This is a genomic window from Frankia sp. CpI1-P (genome assembly GCF_001421075.1).
GTDB classification, from domain to species: domain Bacteria; phylum Actinomycetota; class Actinomycetes; order Frankiales; family Frankiaceae; genus Frankia; species Frankia torreyi.
Genome location: NZ_LJJX01000009.1, coordinates 94,402 through 118,326 on the forward strand (window position 1 = coordinate 94,402; position 23,925 = coordinate 118,326).

At 72.6% G+C, this 23,925-nt stretch carries 12 protein-coding genes and 28 pseudogenes; 27 read left to right on the forward strand and 13 right to left on the reverse strand.

Annotation, left to right across the window (positions count from 1 at the left end; all coding sequences use genetic code 11):
- Both FF86_RS43535 and FF86_RS43540 read right to left on the reverse strand, forming a co-directional pair.
- Nucleotides 1–205, reverse strand: a pseudogene (locus FF86_RS43535) (hypothetical protein); the annotation flags it as partial.
- 1 nt (nucleotide 206) lies between these two features.
- Nucleotides 207–520 (reverse strand): annotated as a pseudogene (locus FF86_RS43540) (hypothetical protein); the annotation flags it as partial.
- A gap of 193 nt (nucleotides 521–713) precedes the next feature.
- On the opposite strand from FF86_RS43540, the gene dcd reads away from it, so the two are divergent.
- A complete protein-coding gene (gene dcd / locus FF86_RS08470; protein WP_044883951.1) occupies nucleotides 714–1,313 on the forward strand; it encodes a dCTP deaminase in 600 nt (199 codons plus the stop codon).
- 76 nt (nucleotides 1,314–1,389) lie between these two features.
- Here the strand turns inward: dcd and FF86_RS43545 are convergent.
- The 4 genes and pseudogenes from FF86_RS43545 to FF86_RS43560 form a co-directional block, all read right to left on the reverse strand.
- Nucleotides 1,390–1,875: (Fe-S)-binding protein (locus FF86_RS43545; protein WP_242418401.1), on the reverse strand; the 486-nt coding region annotated here is incomplete at its 5' end.
- 90 nt (nucleotides 1,876–1,965) lie between these two features.
- A pseudogene (locus tag FF86_RS43550) lies at nucleotides 1,966–2,357 on the reverse strand (heterodisulfide reductase-related iron-sulfur binding cluster); the annotation flags it as partial.
- Between the two features lies 1 nt (nucleotide 2,358).
- Nucleotides 2,359–3,201, reverse strand: a pseudogene (locus tag FF86_RS43555) (4Fe-4S dicluster domain-containing protein); the annotation flags it as partial.
- Nucleotide 3,202: 1 nt separating this feature from the next.
- A pseudogene (locus FF86_RS43560) lies at nucleotides 3,203–3,597 on the reverse strand (Fe-S oxidoreductase); the annotation flags it as partial.
- Nucleotides 3,598–4,607: 1,010 nt separating this feature from the next.
- Between FF86_RS43560 and FF86_RS43565 the strand changes: the two are divergent.
- The 26 genes and pseudogenes from FF86_RS43565 to FF86_RS08530 form a co-directional block, all read left to right on the forward strand.
- Nucleotides 4,608–4,774: pseudogene (locus FF86_RS43565) on the forward strand (nuclease-related domain-containing protein); the annotation flags it as partial.
- Between the two features lies 1 nt (nucleotide 4,775).
- Nucleotides 4,776–4,945: pseudogene (locus tag FF86_RS43570) on the forward strand (NERD domain-containing protein); the annotation flags it as partial.
- A 1-nt stretch (nucleotide 4,946) separates the two neighbouring features.
- Nucleotides 4,947–5,507 (forward strand): annotated as a pseudogene (locus FF86_RS65685) (NERD domain-containing protein); the annotation flags it as partial.
- A gap of 510 nt (nucleotides 5,508–6,017) precedes the next feature.
- A pseudogene (locus FF86_RS43580) lies at nucleotides 6,018–6,182 on the forward strand (Hsp70 family protein); the annotation flags it as partial.
- 1 nt (nucleotide 6,183) lies between these two features.
- Nucleotides 6,184–6,457, forward strand: a pseudogene (locus FF86_RS43585) (Hsp70 family protein); the annotation flags it as partial.
- Between the two features lies 1 nt (nucleotide 6,458).
- Nucleotides 6,459–7,151, forward strand: a pseudogene (locus tag FF86_RS43590) (Hsp70 family protein); the annotation flags it as partial.
- 1 nt (nucleotide 7,152) lies between these two features.
- A pseudogene (locus FF86_RS43595) lies at nucleotides 7,153–7,634 on the forward strand (Hsp70 family protein); the annotation flags it as partial.
- Between the two features lies 1 nt (nucleotide 7,635).
- Nucleotides 7,636–7,723 (forward strand): annotated as a pseudogene (locus FF86_RS43600) (hypothetical protein); the annotation flags it as partial.
- 1 nt (nucleotide 7,724) lies between these two features.
- A pseudogene (locus FF86_RS43605) lies at nucleotides 7,725–7,822 on the forward strand (hypothetical protein); the annotation flags it as partial.
- 77 nt (nucleotides 7,823–7,899) lie between these two features.
- Complete coding sequence (gene grpE / locus FF86_RS08490; RefSeq protein WP_370657242.1) at nucleotides 7,900–8,616, forward strand: nucleotide exchange factor GrpE; 717 nt, start codon at nucleotides 7,900–7,902, stop codon at nucleotides 8,614–8,616.
- Between the two features lie 39 nt (nucleotides 8,617–8,655).
- The coding region (locus FF86_RS43610) for a DnaJ domain-containing protein (RefSeq protein WP_242418421.1) at nucleotides 8,656–8,763 on the forward strand (108 nt) is incomplete at its 3' end.
- Between the two features lies 1 nt (nucleotide 8,764).
- Nucleotides 8,765–9,098, forward strand: a pseudogene (locus tag FF86_RS43615) (DnaJ domain-containing protein); the annotation flags it as partial.
- A gap of 1 nt (nucleotide 9,099) precedes the next feature.
- A pseudogene (locus FF86_RS43620) lies at nucleotides 9,100–9,852 on the forward strand (DnaJ C-terminal domain-containing protein); the annotation flags it as partial.
- A pseudogene (locus FF86_RS63625) lies at nucleotides 9,849–10,116 on the forward strand (MerR family transcriptional regulator); the annotation flags it as partial. The pseudogenes FF86_RS43620 and FF86_RS63625, both read left to right, overlap by 4 nt.
- 1 nt (nucleotide 10,117) lies before the next feature.
- Nucleotides 10,118–10,201, forward strand: a pseudogene (locus FF86_RS43630) (MerR family transcriptional regulator); the annotation flags it as partial.
- A 1-nt stretch (nucleotide 10,202) separates the two neighbouring features.
- Nucleotides 10,203–10,415, forward strand: a pseudogene (locus FF86_RS43635) (MerR family transcriptional regulator); the annotation flags it as partial.
- 198 nt (nucleotides 10,416–10,613) lie between these two features.
- Nucleotides 10,614–10,698, forward strand: an 85-nt coding sequence (locus FF86_RS62050; protein WP_255355740.1) for a hypothetical protein, incomplete at its 3' end; no start/stop codon positions are given.
- Nucleotide 10,699: 1 nt separating this feature from the next.
- A pseudogene (locus FF86_RS43640) lies at nucleotides 10,700–11,936 on the forward strand (Clp protease N-terminal domain-containing protein); the annotation flags it as partial.
- Nucleotide 11,937: 1 nt separating this feature from the next.
- Nucleotides 11,938–12,630 (forward strand): annotated as a pseudogene (locus FF86_RS43645) (AAA family ATPase); the annotation flags it as partial.
- A gap of 6 nt (nucleotides 12,631–12,636) precedes the next feature.
- A pseudogene (locus FF86_RS43650) lies at nucleotides 12,637–13,232 on the forward strand (AAA family ATPase); the annotation flags it as partial.
- Nucleotides 13,233–13,391: 159 nt separating this feature from the next.
- The coding region (locus tag FF86_RS43655; RefSeq protein WP_242418402.1) for a pyridoxamine 5'-phosphate oxidase family protein at nucleotides 13,392–13,634 on the forward strand (243 nt) is incomplete at its 3' end.
- 27 nt (nucleotides 13,635–13,661) lie between these two features.
- Nucleotides 13,662–13,823 (forward strand): hypothetical protein, encoded by a 162-nt coding sequence (locus tag FF86_RS43665; protein ID WP_242418422.1) that lies wholly within the window; start codon nucleotides 13,662–13,664, stop codon nucleotides 13,821–13,823.
- A gap of 74 nt (nucleotides 13,824–13,897) precedes the next feature.
- Nucleotides 13,898–14,893, forward strand: a pseudogene (locus FF86_RS08515) (pseudouridine-5'-phosphate glycosidase); the annotation flags it as partial.
- Nucleotides 14,894–15,043: 150 nt separating this feature from the next.
- Nucleotides 15,044–17,269 carry an MMPL family transporter gene (locus FF86_RS08520; RefSeq protein ID WP_044883960.1) on the forward strand — a complete coding sequence of 742 codons (2,226 nt, stop codon included), beginning with the start codon at nucleotides 15,044–15,046 and terminating at the stop codon, nucleotides 17,267–17,269.
- Between the two features lie 119 nt (nucleotides 17,270–17,388).
- A complete protein-coding gene (locus FF86_RS08525; protein ID WP_044883961.1) occupies nucleotides 17,389–17,874 on the forward strand; it encodes a PH domain-containing protein in 486 nt (161 codons plus the stop codon).
- Entirely contained in the window at nucleotides 17,871–19,283 is a 1,413-nt protein-coding gene (locus FF86_RS08530; protein ID WP_370657202.1) for a PH domain-containing protein, read from the forward strand. The genes FF86_RS08525 and FF86_RS08530 overlap by 4 nt, the downstream gene beginning before the upstream one ends.
- A gap of 92 nt (nucleotides 19,284–19,375) precedes the next feature.
- Here FF86_RS08530 and FF86_RS43670 read toward each other — a convergent pair.
- From FF86_RS43670 to FF86_RS08550, 7 genes and pseudogenes are all read right to left on the reverse strand, one after another.
- Nucleotides 19,376–19,825, reverse strand: a pseudogene (locus FF86_RS43670) (nucleotidyltransferase); the annotation flags it as partial.
- Between the two features lies 1 nt (nucleotide 19,826).
- Nucleotides 19,827–20,128, reverse strand: a pseudogene (locus FF86_RS43675) (nucleotidyltransferase); the annotation flags it as partial.
- A gap of 1 nt (nucleotide 20,129) precedes the next feature.
- Nucleotides 20,130–20,426 (reverse strand): annotated as a pseudogene (locus tag FF86_RS43680) (nucleotidyltransferase); the annotation flags it as partial.
- A gap of 437 nt (nucleotides 20,427–20,863) precedes the next feature.
- Nucleotides 20,864–20,999, reverse strand: a pseudogene (locus FF86_RS43685) (GNAT family N-acetyltransferase); the annotation flags it as partial.
- 1 nt (nucleotide 21,000) lies between these two features.
- A pseudogene (locus FF86_RS43690) lies at nucleotides 21,001–21,433 on the reverse strand (GNAT family N-acetyltransferase); the annotation flags it as partial.
- A complete protein-coding gene (locus FF86_RS08545) occupies nucleotides 21,426–22,715 on the reverse strand; it encodes an NAD(P)-dependent oxidoreductase (RefSeq protein WP_044883964.1) in 1,290 nt (429 codons plus the stop codon). The gene FF86_RS08545 and the pseudogene FF86_RS43690, both read right to left, overlap by 8 nt.
- A gap of 262 nt (nucleotides 22,716–22,977) precedes the next feature.
- Nucleotides 22,978–23,772 carry a CAP domain-containing protein gene (locus FF86_RS08550; protein WP_044883965.1) on the reverse strand — a complete coding sequence of 265 codons (795 nt, stop codon included), beginning with the start codon at nucleotides 23,770–23,772 and terminating at the stop codon, nucleotides 22,978–22,980.
- Nucleotides 23,773–23,925: the final 153 nt, after the last annotated feature.

The following is a 23,925-nucleotide window of genomic DNA, read 5'->3' on the forward strand; positions in this document are numbered from 1 at the left end:
CGCCCAGGTGGTCCCGGGCCGCGACCACGCCGTCGACGACCGCGTCGACGAAGGCGGCGAGGCCGGTGGATCGCAGCACCTCCACGCAGTTGGCGCTGGAGGAGACCACGGCCCGGGGCACCCCGCGCCTCGACAGCTCCTCCAGATAGGTCCTCGAGCCCGGATAGACCTCCACGCCGTCGGTCCTGATCCGCTTCAGGAGCAGNATGTTCTTGCGGTTGGACAGCGCGTTCACGGTCAGCGCGGACGGCGGGTCGTCCACGGTCCCCTCGGGCAGCCGGATGTGGCGGGCGGCGAGAAAGGCACGCACCCCGTCGACCCTGGGCCGGCCGTCGACGTAGTCGGCGTAGTCCCGGCCGATGTCGAACGGGACGAACGGTTCACCGGACCGGCTGGCCCAGTTCTCCAGAAAGTCGTCGAACATCTCCTTCCACGCGGCCGCGTGCACCGTCGCAGTATTGGTGAGCACCCCGTCGAGATCGAACAGGCACGCCTGAATGTGATCGGGTAGCCCGAACATGCTTCTCCCGCCTGTGTCCGCGTTCCCCGCCCTTCCGCCGGGACGCCCCGTTCCGACCGGGCGTTCCCCGAGCGGACACGCCTCTACCTACCCCTGTCACGCTACGTCTCACTCCCTCGGGCGAACCCTCGACCGGCGGTGGCCNGGCGGACGGACGATGAAGATCGACCACGCATGCTCTAACGTCCTCGACGTGCTGCTGTCCGACCGGGACATCCGGACCGAGATCACCGCGGGCCGGATCCGCCTCGACCCCCACGACCCCGCCCTGATCCAGCCGTCCAGCATCGATCTGAGGCTCGACCGCTGGTTCCGGGTCTTCGCCAACCACCGGTACAGCCACATCGACCCGTCGGTCGAGCAGGAGGATCTCACCGAACTCATCGCACCCGACGGCGACGAGCCGTTCGTGCTGCACCCGGGCGAGTTCGTGCTCGGCTCGACGCTGGAGATCATCACCCTGCCGGACGACCTGGCGGGCCGGCTGGAGGGAAAGTCGAGCCTGGGCCGGCTCGGGCTGCTCACCCACTCGACGGCCGGCTTCATCGATCCCGGCTTCTCCGGGCACGTCACGCTGGAGCTGTCGAACGTCGCGACACTGCCGATCAAGCTCTGGCCGGGTATGAAGATCGGCCAGCTCTGCCTGTTCCGGCTGACCTCGCCGGCCGAGCACTCCTACGGCTCGGCCGTCTACGGCTCCCGCTACCAGGGCCAGCGCGGTCCGACGCCATCCCGCGCCTACCGCGACTTCACCCGCGCCGCCGTCCCGAACGGCGAGCTCCCGCCCGCCTGATCCACCGCCGAAAGGGCAACGACCCGGAACCCTCGCGGCTGGCGAGGGTCCCGGGTCGCGGCGGGGCTGGCGCAGGTCAGCCGACGGGCTCGGCCGGGGTCGTGGCCGGCGTCGCCGGGGCCAGCGAACGGGCCAGGAGCTGGGAGACGTCGAGCACCTCGACGCTCTCCTTCGCCTCACCCGCGAGCTTCTTCTCAGTGACGGCGTCGGTCAGCATCACGATGCAGAACGGGCACGCGGTGGACACGACGTCCGGGTCGAGGCCGAGGGCCTCCTCCATCCGGTCGACGTTGACCCGCTTGCCGATCTTCTCCTCCATCCACATCCGCGCGCCGCCGGCGCCGCAGCAGAACCCGCGCTCCTTGCAACGGTGCATCTCCTGGCCCCGGATGCCGGGGATGGCCTCCAGGATCTCCCGCGGCGGGGTGTAGACCTTGTTGTGCCGGCCGAGGAAGCACGGGTCGTGATAGGTGACCGACGAGTCGATCGGGGTGATCGGCACCAGCTTGCGCTCCTCGACGAGCTTGCCGAGTAGCTGGGTGTGGTGGACGACCTCGTACTCNCCGCCGAGCGAGGAGTACTCCCGGGCGAGGCTGTTGAAGCAGTGCGGGCAGGTCGCGACGATCTTCTTGACGCCCGTCTCGTTCAACANCTCGATGTTCGCCTTGGCCATCTCCTGGTACAGGTACTCGTTGCCGAGCCGGCGGGCCGGGTCACCGGTGCAGGACTCGTTGGTGCCGAGGATCGCGAACTCGACGCCCGCGGTGTGCAGCAGCTCGGCGAAGGCCCGCGCGACCTTCTTCGCCCGGTCCTCGATGGCGCCGGCGCAGCCGACCCAGTAGAGGTACTCGACGTCCTCGGGAATCTGCTCGCCGTCCCCGATGATCCGCACCTCGAAGGGCAGGCCCTCGGTCCACTCGGTGCGGGTCCGCGGCGACACGCCCCAGGGGTTGCCGTTGTTCTCCAGGTTGCGCAGCATGACGCCGGCCTCGGACGGGAACGCCGACTCGATCATCACCTGGTAACGGCGCATGTCGACGATGTNGTCGACGTGCTCGATGTCCACCGGGCACTGCTCGACGCAGGCACCGCAGTTGGTGCACGACCACAGCACGTCGGGGTCGATGACCCCGCCCTCCTCGGCGGTCCCGACGAGCGGCCGGTCCACCTGCGGCTGGCCGGGCTCGGGCACCCGGCCGAAGCCGGACTCGGGCACGCCGTGGTGAGCGTGGGCGTGCGCGTCCTCCTCGACCCCGGTGACCGCCTTCGGTGCCTCCTCGCCCTCGGCCTCGCCCTTCGTCGACAGCAGGTACGGAGCCTTGGCGAACAGGTGGTCGCGCAGGTCCATGATCAGCAGCTTCGGCGACAGCGGCTTGCCGGTGTTCCAGGCGGGGCACTGGCTCTGGCAGCGCCCGCACTCGGTGCAGGTGGCGAAGTCGAGCATCGCCTTCCAGGTGAAGTCCTCGACCTTGCCGACGCCGACGAGCGGCTCGTCCTCCTCCATCAGCTTCTCGATGTCGGGAGTGCTGCCGAGCGGGCCGAGGGCCGCCGGCTCGCGCTTGAGCACGACGTTGATCGGGGCCAGGCCGATGTGCAGGTGCTTGGAGTACACCACCAGCACGGAGAAGCCCATGATGACCGCGATGTTGAGCAGCAGGAAGGCCGTCTCGATGTCCTCGTTCACATCGTGCGAGAGGCCCGAGAAGATCCGGCTGACGACGTAGGAGGCGAAGGCCCACTTGGTCTGGCCCTGCGGCAGGTTCCCGGTGTTGTACTGGGCGCCGCGGTAGATCAGCAGGGTCACGACGACGGCCGTGATCAGGCCGAGGATGACCCACGCCGGTCCGGTGTGCGAGCCGTAGAAGCGCGACTTGCGCTCCAGTCGGGCNGGCGCGTTCTTGATCCGGATGATCGTGAACGCGATCAGTCCGGCGAGCACCGCAACGGAGAAGAAGTCCTCCAGGAAGCCGATGGCCGCCCAGTGGCCGAATCCCGGAATGTGGAAGTCGTCGTCGAACAGACCGCCATAGGCCTCGATGACGGTCAGCAGCAGGATTGTGAAGCCCCAGAAGGTGAAGAAGTGCGCGATGCCCGGCACCGACCACTTCAACAGCTTCCGCTGACCGCCGACCTCGCTGATCTCGGTCCAGATGCGCTTCGGCAGGTCGTCCAGCCGGCCCTGCACCGGCTGTCCCGACCTGATCAGCCGGAACAGCCAGAACACCCGGCGTCCGGCTACCGCGAGAGCGATCAGCGTGATCGCTCCACCGATCGCAATTCTCACAGCATCCTCCATCTGGCNCCCACCATCGCGGGTGAGCCTACTCGTACCGGCTAGTAACAAATGGGACGAGTGATCCGCACCACCCGTTCGACGAGCCCCGTCCCATCCACCGGCCAAGGTCGTCTTCGCGATCCGGATACGGACGGCGTTGACCTCTTCAGCCGGCGGCGAGCCCGCCTACCACCCGACCCTGCCACGACGTGGTCCGAGCGGCCCGATATAGGGGGTCCGAAGGCCCGATCACCCGCGCCGGGTGCGCTGGACTGCTACTTTCAGTGGCAGATGCCCAACCGACGCGCAACGCCCCGCACCGCCGCGACTACCGCGCCGTCACGCATCCGCGCACCCGCGCCGGCGTCGGCGGGTGGCCGGCGGCGGGCGCGGCGCCAGCACCGTCCCGCCACGTCCGACCACGTCCCGCCCACGTCCGCGCCGCGATGGCACCCGAGTCGATGATGTCAACCCTTGTGCTGCAAGGATCTTCGACGCACCATGGGGACGGCCTTTCGCCCACAGTGGACCGGGCGATCGTGTGTCCCGCGGTGCATGCTTCCCCTAGGCATGCGTGGGCTCGGTGCCAGCGCTGTCGCGACGATGCCCGGCGTTCCCGGCGGACGGGCCGCTACCAACGTTGACGACCCCTGCGAACCATGGTGGGCACGATGGCAACGAGCACCCGGCCGACGATGACCCGAGTCGGCCGTCCCGGGCAGTCCCTGGAGACGGAATACCAGCGGGCCCGGGAGAACCAGGCACTGGTCCGGCGGGACCGGCTGACGCGGCAGGTCCCCCGCATCGCGGCGCGGGCGGCGGTGGTCGGCTTCGTCCTCGCCCTGGTCATCGGCTTCGGGGTCGGGCAGCCCGGCATCGCGATCGCGGTGTTCTTCCTGGTCTTCCTGGCCTGGCCGGCCGGCATCATCATCGCCGCGTACGGCACCGCACCGGACATCGAGTCGCTGCGGGAGGGCGCCGAGGCCGAGCGCAGGACCGCCCGGGCCATCGCCCGGCTNCGTAGGCAGGGCTACATCATCCTCCACGACCGGTCCGTGCCGTACTCCGAGGCGACCATCGGCCACCTCGTGATCGGCCCCGGTGGGGTGATGGTGATCGGCAGCGACAACAGCAAGGGGACCGTGCGCTACACCAAGGGCGGGGCGATCTGCGACGGCGAGTCACTNAAGCCGGTGATCGACCGGACCTCCTGGCTGGGTGGCGAGGTCCGCAGCCAGGTTCGGGCAGCGCTGCCGATGCTCAAGATTCCGGTCAACCCGATCCTGGTGATGGTCGAGGCCAACGTGCTGTGGAGCGACGGCGCCCTCGACGGTGTGACGATCATCAGCATCAAGGANGTCGCCAACTTCATCCGGAAGAAGCCCGGCCGCCTCAACCCGGGTGAGGTACGGCAGATCATCGCCGCGGCGGAGCGGCTGTTCCCGGCCTTCTCGGCCAACCGGCTGGCCGACCAGGTCACCGTCGACCGCGACCAGTGGCTGACCCTGATGGACGCGCTGCGCACCATCCGCGAGCGCGACGGCGACGCCAGCGACATGCTCGACCGGCTCGCCCAGATCGAGGCCGACCTGGGCCGGCAGGCCGACCTCAGCGAGCGGACCGGGATGCCGCTGGCCGTCCCGGGTCGCGAGGCGCCGGCCCAGGCCGCGGATCTCGCCGACGACGACCCGCCCGATGCCGCCGGCCCGGTGACCTCGATCGGCCTGGCCGCTCCGGGTGGCGGGGGCGCCCGACCCCGGGCAGGCGCCCGCCGGGGCCGCATCCTGGCCGCCGTGCGGCCGCCGCGGGCAGCCGCCGCGCCACCCCGCAACGGCGCCGCGGGCAGCGTGGGCGACCCGCCGGACAGCTCCCCGTCCGGAGATGCGAAGCCGAAGCCGCAGCCGCCCGCCGACTCCTGACCGGGCACCGTCCGCCCCGATTCCGCACCCGACGCCGCCCGCCGGTCCCTGACCCGGCGGGCGGCGTCGGGTCTGTGGCATGCCCGCAGCCCCCGGCGCTGGCGGGCGAGCCGGAGGTTCTCGCATCGCCCGACCGGGCGCCCCCGCGCGGCGATCCCGCGCGGCGACACCCGACCGCGCCCGCCATCCGCCGGAGGGCCGGACACGACCGGCCGCACCACCGATCGGTGTCTCCCGCCGGACCGCCTCCGCGGGAATCACACCCGGGTCGGTAAAGTTGAGTCTGGCAGACTCACCTCTGCCGGGTTATGCTAGGAGCCGTCATCATGAGTCAGGAAGGCTCAACCTCCTGATACGCCCTAGCGTTAGCAGGACCGCACTCTCCGGGTGGCCCTCGGAGAATCGGTCCACCGAGAGGTTCCACCCCACGAGGTCGGCTCGCACGCACCGTCTGCGCGCCGACACGGATCGAGAGGCACACAGACATGGCACGAGCGGTCGGCATCGACNTCGGCACCACGAACTCCGTCGTGAGCGTGCTCGAGGGCGGCGAACCCACGGTGATCGCGAACGCCGAGGGCTCTCGCACGACCCCGTCGGTCGTGGCCTTCGCGAAGAACGGCGAGGTCCTGGTCGGCGAGGTCGCGAAGCGGCAGGCGGTCACCAACGTCGAGCNCACCATCCGGTCGGTCAAGCGCCACATGGGCACCGACTGGAAGATGAAGGTCGACGCGAAGGACCTGACTCCGCAGGAGATCAGCGCTTTCATCCTGCAGAAGCTCAAGCGGGACGCCGAGTCCTACCTCGGCGAGACCGTCGCGGATGCGGTCATCACCGTCCCCGCCTACTTCGACGACGCCCAGCGGCAGGCCACCACGGAGGCCGGCACGATCGCGGGCCTCAACGTTCTGCGGATCGTCAACGAGCCGACCGCGGCGGCCCTCGCCTACNGGCTGGACAAGGGCGAGAAGGAGCAGACCATCCTGGTCTTCGACCTTGGTGGCGGCACCTTCGACGTCTCGCTGCTGGAGATCGGCGACGGCGTCGTCGAGGTGAAGTCCACCTCTGGCGACACCCACCTCGGCGGTGACGACTGGGACCAGCGGATCACCGATCACCTGATCAAGACCTTCAACGGTCAGCACGGGGTTGATCTCGGCAAGGACAAGATGGCCCTGCAGCGGCTGCGGGAGGCCGCCGAGAAGGCGAAGATCGAGCTCTCCCAGTCCAGCCAGACGTCGATCAACCTGCCCTACATCACCGCCTCGGCGGAGGGCCCGCTGCACCTCGACGTGTCGCTGACGCGTGCCGAGTTCCAGCGGATGACGTCCGACCTGATCGACCGCTGCAAGCACCCCTTCCAGCAGGCGGTGAAGGACGCGGGCATCAAGGTCAGCGACATCGACCACGTCGTTCTCGTCGGTGGTTCCACCCGGATGCCCGCCGTCGTCGACCTGGTCCGCGAGCTCACCGGCGGCAAGGAGCCGAACAAGGGTGTCAACCCGGACGAGGTCGTCGCCGTCGGCGCCTCGCTGCAGGCCGGCGTGCTCAAGGGCGAGGTCAAGGACGTCCTGCTGCTCGACGTCACCCCGCTGTCGCTCGGGATCGAGACGAAGGGGGGAATCATGACGAAGCTCATCGAGCNCAACACCACGATTCCCACCAAGCGCTCGGAGATCTTCACCACCGCCGAGGACAGCCAGCCCTCCGTGCAGATCCAGGTGTTCCAGGGTGAGCGCGAGATGGCCGCGTACAACAAGAAGCTCGGCATGTTCGAGCTGACCGGGCTCCCGCCGGCCCCGCGCGGCCTGCCCCAGATCGAGGTGACCTTCGACATCGACGCGAACGGCATCGTGCACGTGTCCGCCAAGGATCTCGGCACGGGCAAGGAGCAGTCGATGACGATCACGGGTGGGTCCGCCCTGCCGCGCGATGACATCGACCGGATGGTCCGCGACGCGGAGCAGTACGCCGAGGAGGACCGTAACCGCCGCGACGAGGCCGAGACCCGCAACAAGGCGGAGACCCTCGTCTACTCCACCGAGCGGTTCCTGGCCGAGAACGGCGAGAAGATCGACGCCGCGGTGAAGTCCGACGTGGAGGAGAAGCTCGGCACCCTGCGTGGTGNCGTCGCGGGCACCGACACGGCGGCGATCCGCGAGGCCGCCGACGCTCTGGCCGCCGCGAGCCAGGCGATGGGCCAGGCCATGTACGCGNAGGCCGCCCAGGAGGGGGCGGGTGCCCCCGGTGCCGGCGGACCGGCCGACGACGACGTGGTCGACGCCGAGATCGTGGACGAGGAGGACAAGAAGTGACCTCCGGTCAATCAGGTGACTGGTGGGGTGCGAGCGGGTCCGGCAGTCGAGACGACGAGGAGGAGCCTCGCGTGGTCGTGCGCGACCGGCGGCGGATCGATCCGGAGAGCGGTGAGGTGCGGGCAGATGCCGCCGCCGGGCCCGGCGGGGTGGCGGGCGCCGCTGCCCCCGGAGCCTTCGGCCAGGAGGCCGACGGCGAGCTCGTCGCATCCCTGCAGCAGCAGATCTCCGAGCGCACGGCGGATCTGCAGCGGCTGAAGGCGGAGTTCGACAACTACCGCCGGCGGGTCGAGCGGGACCGCCAGCAGATCGGCGAGCAGGCGAGCGCCAAGCTGCTCGCCAGCCTGCTGTCGACCCTCGACGACATCGGCCGCGCCCGCGACCACGGGGATCTCGAAGGCCCCTTCAAGGCCATCGCCGAGGCCCTCGAGGCGACGTTGGAGGCCGCCGGCCTGGAGCGCTATGGGTCGCCGGGCGACGAGTTCGACCCGTCCGTCCACGAGGCACTCATGCACTCCTACCGGGCTGACGTGACCGGCCCGACCTGTGTGGACGTCTTCCGAGCCGGCTACCTGCACGCGGGTCGGGTCCTGCGCCCCGCGCAGGTGTCGGTCGCGGAGCCCACGGGCGAGGTGGCGGCGCCGGCCGAGGCCGAGCCAGCAGCCGACGAGGCGGCGCGCGGCGGGTCCGGGCTACCGGACGAGCAGGCGGCGGAGCGGTCGAGCCCCATCCCGGACGACACCGGCAGCATCCCCGGCCCGGACAACGGCGGGCCCACTGTCAGCGCCGACTGACACGACGCCGACTGACACGACGAGGAAAGGAGGGGCGCCGTGAGTGTTCGCGACATGGTCGAGAAGGACTATTACGCCGCTCTCGGCGTTCCCAAGGACGCCTCGGCGGCCGACATCAAGAAGGCGTACCGCAAGCTTGCCCGGGAGNTGCATCCGGACAAGAACCCCGGCGATGCGAAGGCCGAGGCGCGCTTCAAGGAGGTGTCCGAGGCCTACGACGTCCTCTCCGACGAGAGTCGTCGGCGGGAGTACGACGAGGCCCGGGCGCTGTTCGCGGCCGGCGGCCGGGCGGGCGGCCCCGGGGGTGGACGGGCCGGCGGCTACGGCTTCGGTGCGCCCGGCGGTTTCGGTGCGCCCGGCGGGGGTTACGGGGGCGGACCGAACGTCAACTTCGAGGATCTCCTCGGCGGATCGGGCGGTGGTCTCGGTGGCTTCTTCGACATGTTCCAGCGGTCGTCGCCGGGCCGCGGGCCGCGCCGGGGNGGCGACATCGAGGCCGAGGTCACCATCCCCTTCGAAAAGTCGCTGACCGGGCTGGAGGCTTCGGTCCGCCTGCCCGGCGCCGCGACCTGTACCACCTGCGAGGGCAGCGGGGCCCGGCCGGGGACCACCCCACGGACCTGTCCGACCTGCCGCGGGCTGGGCGTGGTCTCCCGTTCCCAGGGGGGATTCGCGCTGTCCGAGCCCTGTCGCGACTGCCTGGGCAAGGGCACGCTGATCGATCATCCCTGCCCGGACTGCCGGGGCTCCGGTCGACGCGAACGCGAACAGCGCATCCGCATCCCCCCGGGCGTCAGCGACGGCCAGCGGTTGCGGGTACGCGGCCGCGGCACGCCCGGGGAACGCGGCGGCCCGGCGGGTGACCTGGAGGTGACGGTCCACGTGCTGCGTCACCCGGTCTTCGACCGGGAGGGCAACAACCTGACCATCACGCTCCCCGTCACGATCACCGAGGCGGCCCTGGGCGCGTCGGTCCGGGTGCCGACCCTCGACGGCGCGCCGCTCACGGTGAAGGTGCCGGCCGGCACCTCCAGCGGGCGGCGGCTACGGGCCCGTGGTCGAGGCGTCCCTGCGCCGGGCGGCGGACACGGTGACCTCATCGTGACGTTGGAGGTGACCGTGCCCAAGCCGGCGGATCTCTCGCCGCGGGCACGCACGGCGTTGCTCGAGTTCGCCCAGGCCCATCCCGAGGACCCACGGGCGCCGCTGATGGAACGGATGGAGGCAGAGGGATGACCGCGCGTCCGAATCGCACGTCCGACCCGCCGGCCGCGCCGCACGCGCGGACGTCTCCGGCCCGGCGGTCGGAGGATCGACCGCCGCTGGACCCGATGGCATCGGCCACCGAGGTCCGGCCGGAGGGGTACTACCCGACCGGACCGCTGCCCGGCCCCGCCCACGACGAGGACGCACCGGTCTACGTCATCTCGATCGCGGCGCAGCTCGCCGGCATGCACCCGCAGACCCTGCGGTCCTATGACCGGCTCGGGCTGGTCACCCNGGGCCGCACCGCGGGGCGGGGGCGGCGTTACTCCGCCCGGGACGTCGCCCTGCTGCGGGAGGTCCAGCGCCTGTCCCAGGAGGANGGCGTCAACCTTGAAGGCATCCGGCAGATCCTCCACCTGAGCGCTCAGGTGATGGCGCTGCAGGCGCAGGTCCGCCAGCTCACCGAGGAACTCACCCGGGCTCGCGTCGACGCGGAGCGGCAGGTGGCCGAGGCGCATGCCAGCCATCGGCGCGACCTCGTCCCGGTCGACCGCGGGGCGATCGTGGTATGGCGGCCGCTTCCCCGCCGTTGACCGCCTGGCCGGCAAGGGCGCCGGCCGGCGCGGCAACCGACCCCAGGGGCTTCTCCCGGTCCAGAACGGGCCACGAGGAGCCCCTCTCGCCTTTCCGGGAACGCGCGAACACGAATCAAGGTTGAGCGGGAACGACTCAGGTATGCTGAGCGTTGTAACGGATGACACTGCACGCACCTGACCACACTGGGATCCGCCATGAACGCTGAACGCCTCACCGCCCGCTCGCAGGAGGCCCTCTCCGCGGCGATCAGTCGAGCCACCGGCGACGGGTCACCGCTCGNCGACCCCCTCCACCTGCTCACCGCCCTGCTCGAGGCTCCCGACGGGGTCGGTGCGGCGCTGCTGTCCTCGGCCGGCACCTCCGTCGACACGGTCCGGGGCAAGGCCGAGGCCGCCGTGTCCCGGCTGCCCAGAGCCACCGGGATGAGCGTCTCGGCGCCCCAACTGTCCCGCCAGCTCCTCGCCGTGCTTGACAACGCCGAGCGGCAGGCGGGTCGCCTGGGCGACGAGTACACCTCGGTCGAGCACCTCGTCGTCGCCCTCGCCGAGGAGGGGGGCGAGGCCGGCCGCATCCTGACCTCCGCCGGCGCGAGTCCGGACGCGCTGCGCGGCGCCTTCGACAAGGTCCGCGGCGGTGCCCGGCGGGTGACCAGCCGCGACCCCGAGGGTTCCTACCGCGCGCTGGAGAAGTACTCGATCGACCTCACCGAGCGGGCCCAGCAGGGCAAGCTCGACCCGGTGATCGGCCGGGACGCGGAGATCCGCAGGGTGATCCAGGTGCTGTCCCGGCGGACCAAGAACAACCCGGTCCTCATCGGCGAGCCCGGCGTCGGCAAGACCGCGATCGTCGAGGGCCTCGCCCTGCGGGTCGTGGCGGGCGACGTGCCGGAGTCGCTGCGTGGCCGGCGGATCGTCTCGCTCGACCTGGGCTCGATGGTCGCGGGTTCCAAGCTGCGCGGCGAGTTCGAGGAGCGGTTGACCTCGGTCCTCAACGAGATCCGCGAGGCCGAGGGCCAGATCATCACGTTCATCGACGAGCTGCACACGGTGGTCGGCGCCGGCGGCGCCGAGGGCGCGATGGACGCGGGCAACATGCTCAAGCCCATGCTCGCCCGCGGTGAGCTCCGCATGATCGGCGCAACCACGCTGGAGGAATACCGCACCCGGATCGAGAAGGACCCGGCGCTGGAGCGCCGCTTCCAGCCGGTCCTCGTGGGCGAGCCGACCGTCGAGGACACCATCGGCATCCTGCGCGGCCTCAAGGAGCGCTACGAGGTGCACCACGGGGTGCGCATCACGGATGCGGCGCTGGTCGCCGCGGCGACCCTGTCCGACCGCTACGTCACCGCCCGCTTCCTGCCGGACAAGGCGATCGACCTCATGGACGAGGCCGCGTCCCGGTTGCGGATGGAGATCGACAGCCGTCCGGTGGCGATCGACGAGCTCGAGCGGGCCGTGCGCCGGCTGGAGATCGAGGACATGGCGCTGTCGAAGGAAAACGACGACGCCTCCCGGGAGNGACGCGGGCGGTTGCAGCGCGAGTTGGCGGACCGGCGGGAGGAGCTGTCGAGCCTCACGGCGCGCTGGCACCGGGAGAAGGACTCGATCTCCGAGGTCCAGAAGATCAAGGAGGAGCTGGAGAACGCGCGGCGGGCGGCGGAGCTCGCCGAGCGCGACCTCGACCTGGCGAAGGCCGGTGAGCTGCGCTACGGCACGATCCCGACGTTGGAACGGCGGCTGACCGACGCCACCGACGCGCTGGCCGCTGCGGACTCCCCCGGCGGGGCGATGCTCAACGAGGAGGTCGGTCCGGACGACGTCGCCGAGGTCGTCGGCGCCTGGACGGGCATCCCCGCCGGCCGGCTGCTCGAGGGCGAGACGGCGAAGCTGCTGCGGATGGAGTCCGAGCTGCACGCCCGGGTGATCGGCCAGGACGAGGCGGTGCGGGCGGTGTCCGACGCGGTGCGCCGGGCCCGGGCCGGCATCGCCGACCCCGATCGGCCCACCGGTTCGTTCCTCTTCCTCGGCCCGACCGGCGTCGGCAAGACCGAGCTCGCGAAGGCGCTGGCCGACTTCCTGTTCGACGACGAACGGGCGGTCGTGCGCATCGACATGAGCGAGTACGCCGAGAAGCACTCGGTCGCCCGGCTGATCGGGGCCCCGCCCGGTTACATCGGGTTCGAGTCCGGTGGACAGCTCACCGAGGCGATCCNCCGGNGGCCCTACAGCGTCATCCTGCTCGACGAGGTCGAGAAGGCCCACCCCGACGTCTTCGACGTGCTGCTGCAGGTCCTCGACGACGGGCGGCTGACCGACGGTCAGGGGCGCACGGTCGACTTCCGCAACGCGATCCTCATCCTGACCTCGAACCTCGGCTCGCAGTTCATCGCCGATCCGACCCTGAGCCCGCAGGTGCGGCGCGAATCGGTGATGGTCGCGGTGCGGGATGCCTTCAAGCCGGAGTTCCTCAACCGGCTCGACGACGTCCTCGTCTTCGACCAGCTCGGCCGGGAGGACCTGGCCCGCATCGTCGATCTCCAGCTCGACCGGCTGCGGGCGCGGCTGCAGGAGCGGCGGATCGGCCTCGAGGTCACCGACACCGCCAAGGGATGGCTGTCCGACGTCGGTTACGACCCGGTGTTCGGGGCGCGGCCGCTGCGGCGCCTCGTCCAGACGGCGATCGGCGACCAGCTCGCCCGGGAACTGCTCGCAGGGCAGGTCCGCGACGGCGACGACGTGCTCGTCGACGCCGTGCCCGGCGGCTCCGGACTGATCGTCTCCGGCACGGTCAAGCCGCCCGCCAAGGCACTGTAAGGGCGGCCGGCGTGGCCCGCGGCCGGATCCGGGCGCGACGCACTCTGCGGTGCGCCCGGACCGGCGGCGGCCCGGTCACATGAGCCCGTCGGGAGGTTACGGTAAGCAGTGGTCGATCGCCGAGTACTGGCGGATCCGCGCCGAGGGTGGGAGCCGACGATGTCCGTACTTCCCGATCCCGACACCGCGTTCGGGGCGAAGGTCGCTCGGCGGCTGGGCGAGGACCGGATCGCCTGGCTGACGTCGACCGACCGGTCCGGCACCCCGCAGCCGGCGCCGATCTGGTTTCTGTGGGACTTCGCCACCGACAGCGCCCAGCTCTACAGCGAACCCACCGCCCGGCGACTGAGCCGGATCCAGACGAATCCGCGCAGCTCCCTGCACCTCGACGACGACGGCCGCNGCGGTGACTTCGTCGTGCTCACCGGNGTGCTCACCACCGACCCGGATGCCCCGCCCGCGGATCGGAACCCGGGGTACCTCGCCAAGTACAGCGACTGGGCGAAGAACGTGTTCGGTTCGGTCGAGCGGTTCGCGACGCTGTACAGCGTGCCGCTGCGGTTTCGGGTCGAGCGGACCCGCGGGCAGTGAGCCGCGGGTAGTGCAATGAGACGCCGATCGGGTGGGGCGTCGGGACGTAGGGTCGGCGCATGACGGGCAGATCNAACATCGTCGTCTCGGCAACCGTGCGGAACGCCCTGGCCGCCGGGGCGCCGGTGGTCGCGCTGGAGTCGACGTTGATCGCGCACGGGCTGCCCCGGCCCCGCAACCGCGAGGTCGCCGTGGAGCTGGAGGAGCTGGCGCGCGAACGGGGAGCGACCCCCGCGACGGTCGCGGTGATCGACGGCGTGCCCCGGGTCGGCCTGGACGAGCCGGATCTGCACCGCATCGCCGACGACGCCGACGTCGTCAAGTTGTCCGTGCGTGACCTACCGGTCGCCTGCGCGACGGGGTGGACCGGGGCGACGACGGTGGCGTCCACCGCTCTACTCGCGGCCCGCGTGGGGATTCGGCTGTTCGCCACCGGCGGCCTTGGCGGGGTGCACCGCGGTGCCGGAGACAGCTTCGACGAATCCGCCGACCTGGTGACCCTCGCGGCCACACCGATCACCGTCGTGAGCGCCGGAGTCAAGTCGATCCTCGACATCGGCGCGACCCTCGAACGGCTCGAGACGTTGGGCATCACCGTCGTCGGCTATCGGACGTCGACCTTCCCCGGCTTCTACCTGCCGCACACCACCTACGACCTGGACTGGCGGGTCGGCGACGCCGGTCAGGTCGCCGCGACGATGACCGCGGCGGACATGCTGGGCCTCACCTCGGCGATCGTCGTGGCCAACCCGCTGCCCACCGACCAGGCCCTCGACCCGGCCCTGCACGACCGGGTGCTGGCCGACGCCCTGGCCTGGGCCGAGGACCGCGGTATCCGCGGTAAGGCCGTCACCCCGTTCCTCCTGGAGACCTTCCACCGGGAGACCGGCGGAGCGAGCCTCGAGGTCAACATCAACGCCGTGCGGAACAACGTCGCCGTCGCGGCGGACATCGCCCTCGCCTGGTCCGCCACGGACCGGTCCGCCACGGACCGGTCCACCGCAGACCCGGTCACCGCAGACCCGGCCCCCACAGACCCGGCCCCCGTAGCGCGAGCGCATCGGCCGTAGCCGGCAGCCGGGCCGCGGAGCTGCGACGATTCCGTCAGGGCCGCGACGCCGGGCGAGCCAGGGGATCGCGACAGCACCACGGTCGTCATCATCCGGCGCCGCCTGCCGGTGGACGGGGCGCAGCACTGCCGAGGAGGGGGCTGGCGGGTCGTGTCGTGGGTGATCGGACGCCGCTCGGCCTGGCTGGTCATCGTCCTCTGGCTCGCGGTCGGGGGGGCGGCCAGCCCGATCGCGTTCCGCCTCGCCGACGCCCAGAAGAACAACGCGGCCGCGTTCCTCCCGGCGGACGCCGAGTCGACCCGCCTGCTCGCGGCGCAGCGCCACTTCCCCGGCCAGGACGCCGTACCGGCCGTCGTCGTCATGACCAGGCCGGCGGGCCTGACCCCGGCAGACCGGTCCGCCGCCACCGCCATCGGTGGGGCGCTGCGTCCCTTCGCCGCCGGGCCGATCCTCGGGCCCATCGTCTCCCCCGACGGCCGCTCGCTGATCCTCACCGTCCCCCTTGCCCAGCTCGACGACGCCGCCCGGTTCACGGACAACGTCCGCGAGATGCGCCGGATCGCCGCCCGGATCGCCCCCGCCGGGACCGAGACCGCGATCACCGGGCCGGCGGGCCTGGTAGCCGACGCCTTCCAGATGTTCAGGACGATCGAGAGCCGGCTTCTCATCGTCACCGCGGGGATCGTCGCCGTGATTCTGCTGATGGTCTACCGCAGCCCGCTGCTGTGGCTGGTCCCCCTGGTGTCGGTGGGCATCGCCGACCAGACCGCGGCCGGGATCGTCAGCCTGCTCGCCCGGCACGGCGGGCTGACCGTCAACGGGCAGAGTTCGGGCATCCTGCGGGTGCTCGTCTTCGGGGCCGGCACGGACTACGCCCTGCTGCTCATCGCCCGCTATCGGGAGGAACTCACCCGCCACCGGGATCCGCGCCGCGCCATGCGCGAGGCGATGCGGCACGCCGGCCCCGCGATCCTGGCCTCCGCCGGCACCGTCGTCATCGGGATGCTCTGCCTGCTGTTCGGGGTGCTGGCCTCCGACCGCGGGCTCGGGCCGGTCGGCGCGATCGGCATCGCGACCGCCCTGGTGACGATGACCACTCTGCTGCCGGCGGCGATGGTGCTCTGCGGACGCCGGCTGTTCTGGCCGTTGATCCCCCGATTCGGGGAGCATCCCCCCGTCACCGACACGGCCCGACGGGGGCCGGCGGCGCGGGCCGCCCACGACAACGCGCTGGCCGCGCCCACCGCCCCCGGCCACGAGGATCTCAGCGAGTTCGACCTCGCCGAGGAGCCGGGACGCTGGGTCAGGATCGGCGAGGCGATCGACCGGCACCCGCGGGCGGTGTGGGTGGGAACCTCGCTGGCGCTGGGCATGCTCATCGTCGGCCTGCTGACGATGGACACGTCGCTGCGGCAGGACGAGGGCTTCCGGCACCGGGTGGAGTCGGTGCGCGGCATCGAGCTGATCTCCGCGGACTTCCCGCCGGGCGTCGCGGCGCCGACGTACGTCATCGCCGCCGAACGGGCGGCGCCCCAGGTCAGTGCCGTGATCCGGGCGACGCGGGGGGTGGCGGGGGTGGCCGAGGTCGGCCGCGCGGGCGACCGGGTGCAGTTCCTCGTCGTCCTGAGCGACCAGCCGGACAGCCCGGAGTCGTTCGACGCCGTGCGCGAGCTGCGATCCCGGGTGCACCGGGTGCCGGGCGCGGGCGCGCTGGTCGGGGGGAACACGGCGGTGAACCTCGACGTGCGGCACGCGGCGGCGCGGGACCGCCAGGTGATCATCCCACTGGTCCTCACGGTCGTGCTCGTGGTGCTGATGTTCCTGCTCCGCGCGATCGTCGCCCCGCTGGTGCTCATGGCGACGGTCGTGCTGTCCTACCTCGCCGCGCTCGGCGGGAGCGCGGTCGCCTACCACTGGATCTTCGACTTTCCCGGCGCCGACCCCTCGCTGCCGCTGCTGGCGTTCATCTTCCTGGTCGCGCTCGGCGTGGATTACAACATCTTCCTGATGACCCGGGTCCGCGAGGAGGCCGGGCGGATCGGCCCCCGGCCCGGCGTGCTGCACGCGCTGGCCGTCACCGGCGGCGTCATCACGTCCGCGGGCGTCGTACTCGCCGCCACCTTCTCCGCTCTGATCATCTTTCCGCTCGTCCAGCTCGTCGAGGTCGGCTTCGTGGTCGCGTTCGGCGTCCTGCTCGACACCCTGGTCGTGCGGTCGATCCTCGTGCCCGCGTTGACGCTGGACATCGGCCGGCGCATCTGGTGGCCCAGCCGGTTGGCTCGCCCGGACGACACCGCCGGCGACACGCCCCCGGCGGCCTCCCCCAGCGCGCCGGCACCCCCGCCGCGCCCGCGGACACCGCGCCATCCCGTCTAGGCTCGCGGACGCCCACGGCCGCCCGAACGGGGCGAGATCCGCGCCGGACACCCGGACGGCCGCGATCCACTCGTCCCATTCCGGTCGGACGTATCCGGGGCGCGACTTATCGTTGCGGCATGCCCGACGCTCTCCTGCCGGATCCCGAACAGTGGCGGGTCCTGCCGCCGGAGCTGCGGCGGCTGCGACGGACGCTGCTGGTCCTCGGGGCCGTTCCGGCGTTGGCGCTCACGCTGCTGATCTCGCTCTCGGTCGGCGGCTGGCCCTGGGTCCTGCTCACCGCCGCCCCGCTGCTGGCGGCCGCCGCGGCCTGGCGATCCATCGGCGTGGGCTGGCGGGCCTGGCGCTACGCCGAGCGGGAGGACGATCTGCTGATCAGCCGGGGTGTGCTGGTGCGGCGCCTGGTCGTCGTGCCGTACGGACGGATGCAGCTCGTCGACGTCAGCGCCGGGCCGCTCGCCCGGCGCTTCGGCATCGCCAAGGTGCAACTGCACACCGCGGCGGCGGCCAGCGACGCCGTCATCCCGGGGCTGCCCCCGCGGGAGGCCGCCCGGCTGCGCGACGCCCTCACGGAACGTGGCGAAGCCCGGTCGGCCGGGCTGTGACCCCCGAGCGGGAGATCACCGAACGAGGGGCTGCCGAGCGGGGGGTTGCCAAGCGGGGGGTTGCCAAGATCGACGGCCTCTTTTCGGACGCCTCCCCGGCGGGCGCGCCGATGGCCGTGCCGGACGGGTTCCACCGGCTGCATCCCCTCACGCCATTCCTGCGGGGCTGGGTGATCGTCGCCGCGTTCGCCGCGAGCGTCGGGCGCAACCTCGCCGAGGATGTCACCGCCCGGGCCATCGGCCTCACCCTGATCTTCCTGATCCCGGCGGCCGGCACCTACGGCTACTGCGCCTGGCGGTTCACCCGGTACCGGATCGAACGCGACGGCCTGCGGCTGGACACCGGTCTGCTGGTCCGGCGCACCCGCTACGTCCGGCTGGACCGGCTGCAGTCGGTGGACATCGTCCAACCGCTGCTCGCCCGGATGATCGGGTTGGCCATCCTGCGCCTCGATCTGGCGGGCCGGGAGCACCGGGAACGGTCCGACTCGGACGGGGGCGACTCCGGGTCCGACCTGCGGTACCTGTCGATCGGGCATGCCCACCGGCTGCGCGCCGAACTGCTCGCCACCGCGGCCGGGCTCGCCCCCGACGTCGGCGAGGCGCCGTTCCATCCGCTCGCCGAGGTGCTGCCGAGGCGGCTGATCGCGGCGATCGCCCTGTCGCCCGCACCCTGGGCGGCGCTGTTCGGGGCGGCGGCGATCGCCACGCCGTCGCTGCTCACCGGCACCCGCGCCGGCGTCCTGGGCGCGCTCCCGCTGCTCGGCTGGCTCTGGCACACCACCTTCCGGATCTTCGCCGCCGGCTACCCGTACGCCGTGTCCGAGTCGCCGGACGGGCTGCGCATCGACAGCGGGTTGCTCGAGCGCGCCCACGCCACCGTCCCGCCGGGGCGGGTCCAGGCGATCAGTATCGGGGAGCCGTTGCTGTGGCGCCCGAGCGGCTGGGTGACCATCCGGATGAACGTGGCCGGCGGCGGTCCGTCGGTCCTGCTTCCGGTCGCCCGCCGGGACGAGGCGCTGGAGCTGATCGGCAAGCTGCTACCCGGGGTGGATGTGGCCGCGGTGGAGCTGGCCCGCCCGCCGCGACGGGCCGCGCTGCTCGCCCCGATTCACTGGCGGGTGCTGTCCTGCGGCGCCGACGACGTGGTCTTCGTCGCGCGTCACGGGCTGCTGCGCCGGTACACCGATCTGATCCCGCACGGCAAGGTGCAGAGCATCCGTCTGGTGGCGAACCCGCTGGCCCGGGTGCTGCGCCTCGCCGACGTGCACCTGGACACCACCGGCGGACCGGTGCGGGTGCGGGCCGGCCTGCGCGACCGGGCCGAGGCGCTGCGGATCGTCGCCGCCCAGGCCGAGCGGTCCCGGCTGGGGCGCCGCGCGGCCGTGCCGGACCGGTGGATGACCTGACGCCTCGCCAGCCAGAACCCGGCCCCGCGGACAACCGGTGACGGACCTGGGAACGACGGCCGGGGCGGGTCAGCCGAAGGTCGGGAACTCCNGGCCGAACACCGAGCCCCAGAGGGCCACGGCCTCCTCGTGGTCCCCGGCCTGCTCCGCGTCGACCGCCTTCGCCGAGTAGATCCGGGCGAGCCGGATGGTCTCCGCGAGCGCGTCGACGTCCTCGGGGCGCAGGTAGGCGGACAGGTCACCGCCGACGTCCGCCGGATCCGCCGCGACCAGGCCGACCTCGTCCATGTGGCGGAAGACCTCGGCCAGTCCCTGCCGGGTGTTGAGCCCGCGACCGACGAGGACCTGCCCGGCAAGCGCCTCGATGTGGAACGAGCGCAGGTGGCTGCCGCACACCCGGTTCCATGCCTTGAGCAGGCGCACCGCCGAGATCACCCGGGGGCCGAGGTCCGCGGTCCAGCTCGTGTGCCGCTCCGGGCGGGTCGGCAGCCAGCCGCCGACCCGGTCGGGCATGACGTAGCCGGCCCGGGGGTGATCGAACGNCGGGACGAGGTGCACGTCCGGCGGCGAGTCGTAGACGATGCGCAGCGCCTGGCCGCGGCTGCCGATCGTCTGGATCCGCTCGCCGCCGATCGCGTTGCGCACGCAGAGCACCAGATCGCGCGAGTCCCAGCGGAACCGCTTCCACGCGCTGTTCGCGGCGGAGAAGACGGCGAAGATGTCGACCTCGTCCAGCGGCTGGATCATGGTGTCCCGCCCGGCCGAGCCGATCGTCGCGACGCCGACCAGCGGCAGTGCGCACCGGGGCGGGAAGATCGCCCGCAGCGCCCGCTCCGCCTCGTCCCNCCGGGCGGCGATCACGGCCTTGTCCTCGGCGCTGAGCCGGATCAGGTCATCCAGCTTGGCGAAGGCCCGCGCGGTGGTCCCGACGAGCAGGGGACCGGTCATCGCCCCGGTCGTCGGATTGATCGGCGGCGGAACCTGCTGGCCCGACGCGCCGCCATCGGGTGGAAACAACGCGTTGGGCGCGCCCGGCGTGGACTCGTTGGACCGCCGCCAGTGCGACGGAATGATCAGGTGGTCGTAGGTGACCTCCCCCGGCCGGACTCCGGCCGGTGTCCCCCGAGGGGTATCCACGCTCATGCTGCTGACCTCCCAGGCGCAGGTAGCGCCGAACCGTTCGGGCTCCCCTCCCCGGACGCGAGACGGACCTCCCACGGACCGCCCCGGACGCCCCGCCCTCACTCAGCCCGTCGGCCAACGGTCGCGACATCGCTTTACATGGTGCCCCAGGGCATCACGGTCTGAACAGGGGGCTGCCACCGCGGCGTGTCCANCGCTCGCCCTCTGCCGCCGAAATTACGAGAAGACGGTTGTCGCCCGGCTGACAGGAGGCCACTGTCACGGCAACGCCGACACAACATTGCACAGGCCCATCCATCAACGCTGGGCAGGCACTTTCGGTCCGGCGACCAGGAAACGGGCCGGTCCGGGCGCGGGGAACGCCGGGACGGCCGCGGTGACACCGTGCCGGCGGGCACCCAACCGGGCCACGTGACGGTGCGTGACGTCGAGGGTGATCAGCCCGTCGGCGGACGCAGCCAGATCCGCCACCAGTCGGCTATCAGAACGGGGGTGGGCACGAACGAGGTCGCCTGCCCCAGGCGCTTTCCGATCCCGTCACCGCGGCGGATCCTCGTCTCCACCAGGGCGCCGNGGTACTCGAACCAGCCGGCGACCGCGCGGACGGCCTCGGTCGCATAGCCCTCGCGCCGGCAGCCGAGCACTATCGACACCCCGACCACGGCGCGCCGGCCGTGGGTGTCCGCGGCGACCAGGCCGACGGCCGCCGGCCCCGACCTTCGCCGCAGCACCCAGGTCAGCACCGACCGCCCGGCGCCGGCCCGGCGGCGCAGCTCGCGGCGCAGCGACCCGGCCGGGTCGAGGGGATCCGGGGCGGCGGCGTGCGGATCCGTGCCGACGATCCCGCCGTAGGGGCCGACCCCGTCCCCGCCGCGCCCGCCGGACCGGGCGACCACCGCCGTGAACGCCAACGCCGGCGCGAGCTCCTCGGCGACGTAGCCGGCGTTCCAGACCGTCAGCGGCAGGGCGAGCAGCCGGGGGGTGGTGAGGGTGGGGCCTTCACCCACGGCGGGACGGTTCCCGAACGCCGAGCAGGCCCCGTTCCCGCAGCCACGACTCGGTGCGGCCCATGCCGTCGGCGAGTGGCACGGCGGGCGACCAGCCGGCCAGGCTGCCGATCCGGGTAATGGAGAAGCCGGCGTCCCGGGTCAGTTCGCGCACGCCGAGCGCGCCGAGGTCCACCCGGGCGCGCGGGTCGACGCCGGCCACGAGCCGCGCGCCGAGGCCGCGGACCAGGGCTCCGGCGGGGCGGCCCGACACGGGCGGCGGGGTGGCGACGCCGGGCGGGTCCGGCGTCGCGGTCCTGGCGGGCGCCGACTCCGCCGCGGCCGGCACACCGCCGGCTGGCACACCGCTGGCTGGCACACCGCCCGCCGACGCCGGCGACCTCGGGGCCGCCAGCCCCGCGCCGAGTGCCCGCACCCGGTCCCACGCGTCCACGGCCCCGAGCAGCCGGCCCGGCACGGACCGCGGCGAGGGCAGGTCCAGCATCCGGCTGTAGTACCCGAAGAACTCGGCGGCGCTGACCTGCTCGCCCCCGGTGACGTGCAGCACCTCGCCGGCGACCGCGGCGCGGTCCGCGGCGGCGACCGCCATCACCGCCGCGACCACGTCGTCGACGTGGACCGGGCTGAGGACCCCGCGGCCGCCGTCCACCAGCACGAACCGGCCGGCCCGCATGAGCAGCACCGGCCACAGCGTCCAGCGCCCCGCGCGGGGACCGTAGGCGTCGCCGATGCGCACCACGGTGGCACCGAGCCCGTGCGCCGCGGCCGAACCCACTGCCTGCTCGGCGGCGGCGAGCGCGTCGGCCCGCACGTCGCCGGTGAGGCCGACCGGGGCGGTCTCGTCCACCAGCGGCCCGCCCACCAGGCCGGCCTCGGCCCGTTCGCCGTCGCGCGGCGCCACCCGCGACAACACGTCCACGCAGGACAGGTGCAGGAAACGCGCGACCCCGGCGCGCCCGGCCGCGTCGAGCAGGGCGGCGGTACCGCCGAGCGTCACCCGCCGGACCTCGGCGCCGGGAACCCGCAGCGGTGCCCCGGCGCGCCCCGGGCGCACCGGGGTGAGCTCCGCGACGCCGCCGGTCCCCACTGCGGCGGCGTGGATGACCAGGTCGGCGCCGTCGAGCGCCCGCTCCCACTCACCCGGCCGGCTGATGTCGGCCTGCACCACGCCGGGCGCGCGCCGGACATCCAGCGCGACGACGTCGGCGCCCTGCCCGCGCAGGGCATGCGCAAGCGCTCCGCCCAGAAACCCGGCCGCGCCGGTGACCACCGCCCGAACCACGGCCCACTCCTCCTACCCGGGTCACCCACGCCCGGGTCACCCGCGTCGACGGTCCTGTCGCGATCGCCGCGGTCCGCTCCGCCGGCCGTGCCGCCCTCGCTGCCGTCGGCGACGACGTCCCGACCCTACGGGATCGATCGGCCCGCAGCGGCGGACCATCGGCGCGAGTCGACCCGGCCGGCCGGCCCCCTCCACGCCCGAAACCGGAATCCGCCGGTGCCGGGGGCGGGCGCCACCTCTCGGGCCGGACCGGCCGATCGCGTCAGGGGCCCGTTTCGGGGGTCGCGAAGTCCTGCGTCCAGTAGTAGCCGTAGGTCCCGCCCGTCGCGAGGCCGACGCCGATCCGCGTCAGCGAGCAGGTGAGGATGTTCGACCGGTGCTCGGGGCTGTCCATCCAGTCCCGGACGACCTCGGCGGCGCTGCGCTGTCCGGCGGCGATGTTCTCCGCGGCGACGGAGTAGTCGAAGCCAGCCGCCGCCATCCGGTCGAAGGGGCTGCGGCCGTCGGGGCTGTCGTGGCGAAAGTAGCCGGACACTGCCATGTCGACGCTGTGCGCCCGGGCCGCCGCCGTCAGCACCGGATCGGCCACCAAGTCCGCGCAGCCCGCCGCCCGCCGTGCCCGGTTCGTGGCCGCGATCACGTCGGCGATCAGGCGGGCCCGGGCGGGCGGCTGGCCGGGCGCGGCCAGACCGGCGGCGCCTGCGGCGGCCGGTCCCGACGCACCCGGGCCGGGCCGCTGCGCCGACGGCGACCCCGCGGCGCCACCGATGGGCGCCGCCAGCGCTCGGGCCGGCGTGCGCGCCGCGGTGACGGTGCCCGGCCCGGCCTGGCCTGTGGCTGCGCCCGCGGCCGCGCCAGCGGGGTTCCCCGTGGACGACCGCTCGGCCGCCGACGTCGCGCCGGCCACACGGAGGGCGAGTCCCCCGGTAGCCGCGCCGGCACGGCCGGTGACCCACAGCGCGAGCGCGAGCGTGGCCAGGAGAACGCCCGCCGCCGCGCCGTACGCGGGCAGCACCGGGCGCCGGGGCGCCCGGTGGCGATTACGCGTGCGCTGCATCGGACCCTTCGCTCGGTCGGCCCCCCCGACCTCGTGCCTGGATCGATCAAGGCTAGCTAGGCGTAGTCAGGAACTACCATCATCAACGCCCATTGCCTACCCGATGTGATCTGGTAGCGATGTGGTGGAGATTACCCGCCGGATCGATCAGGG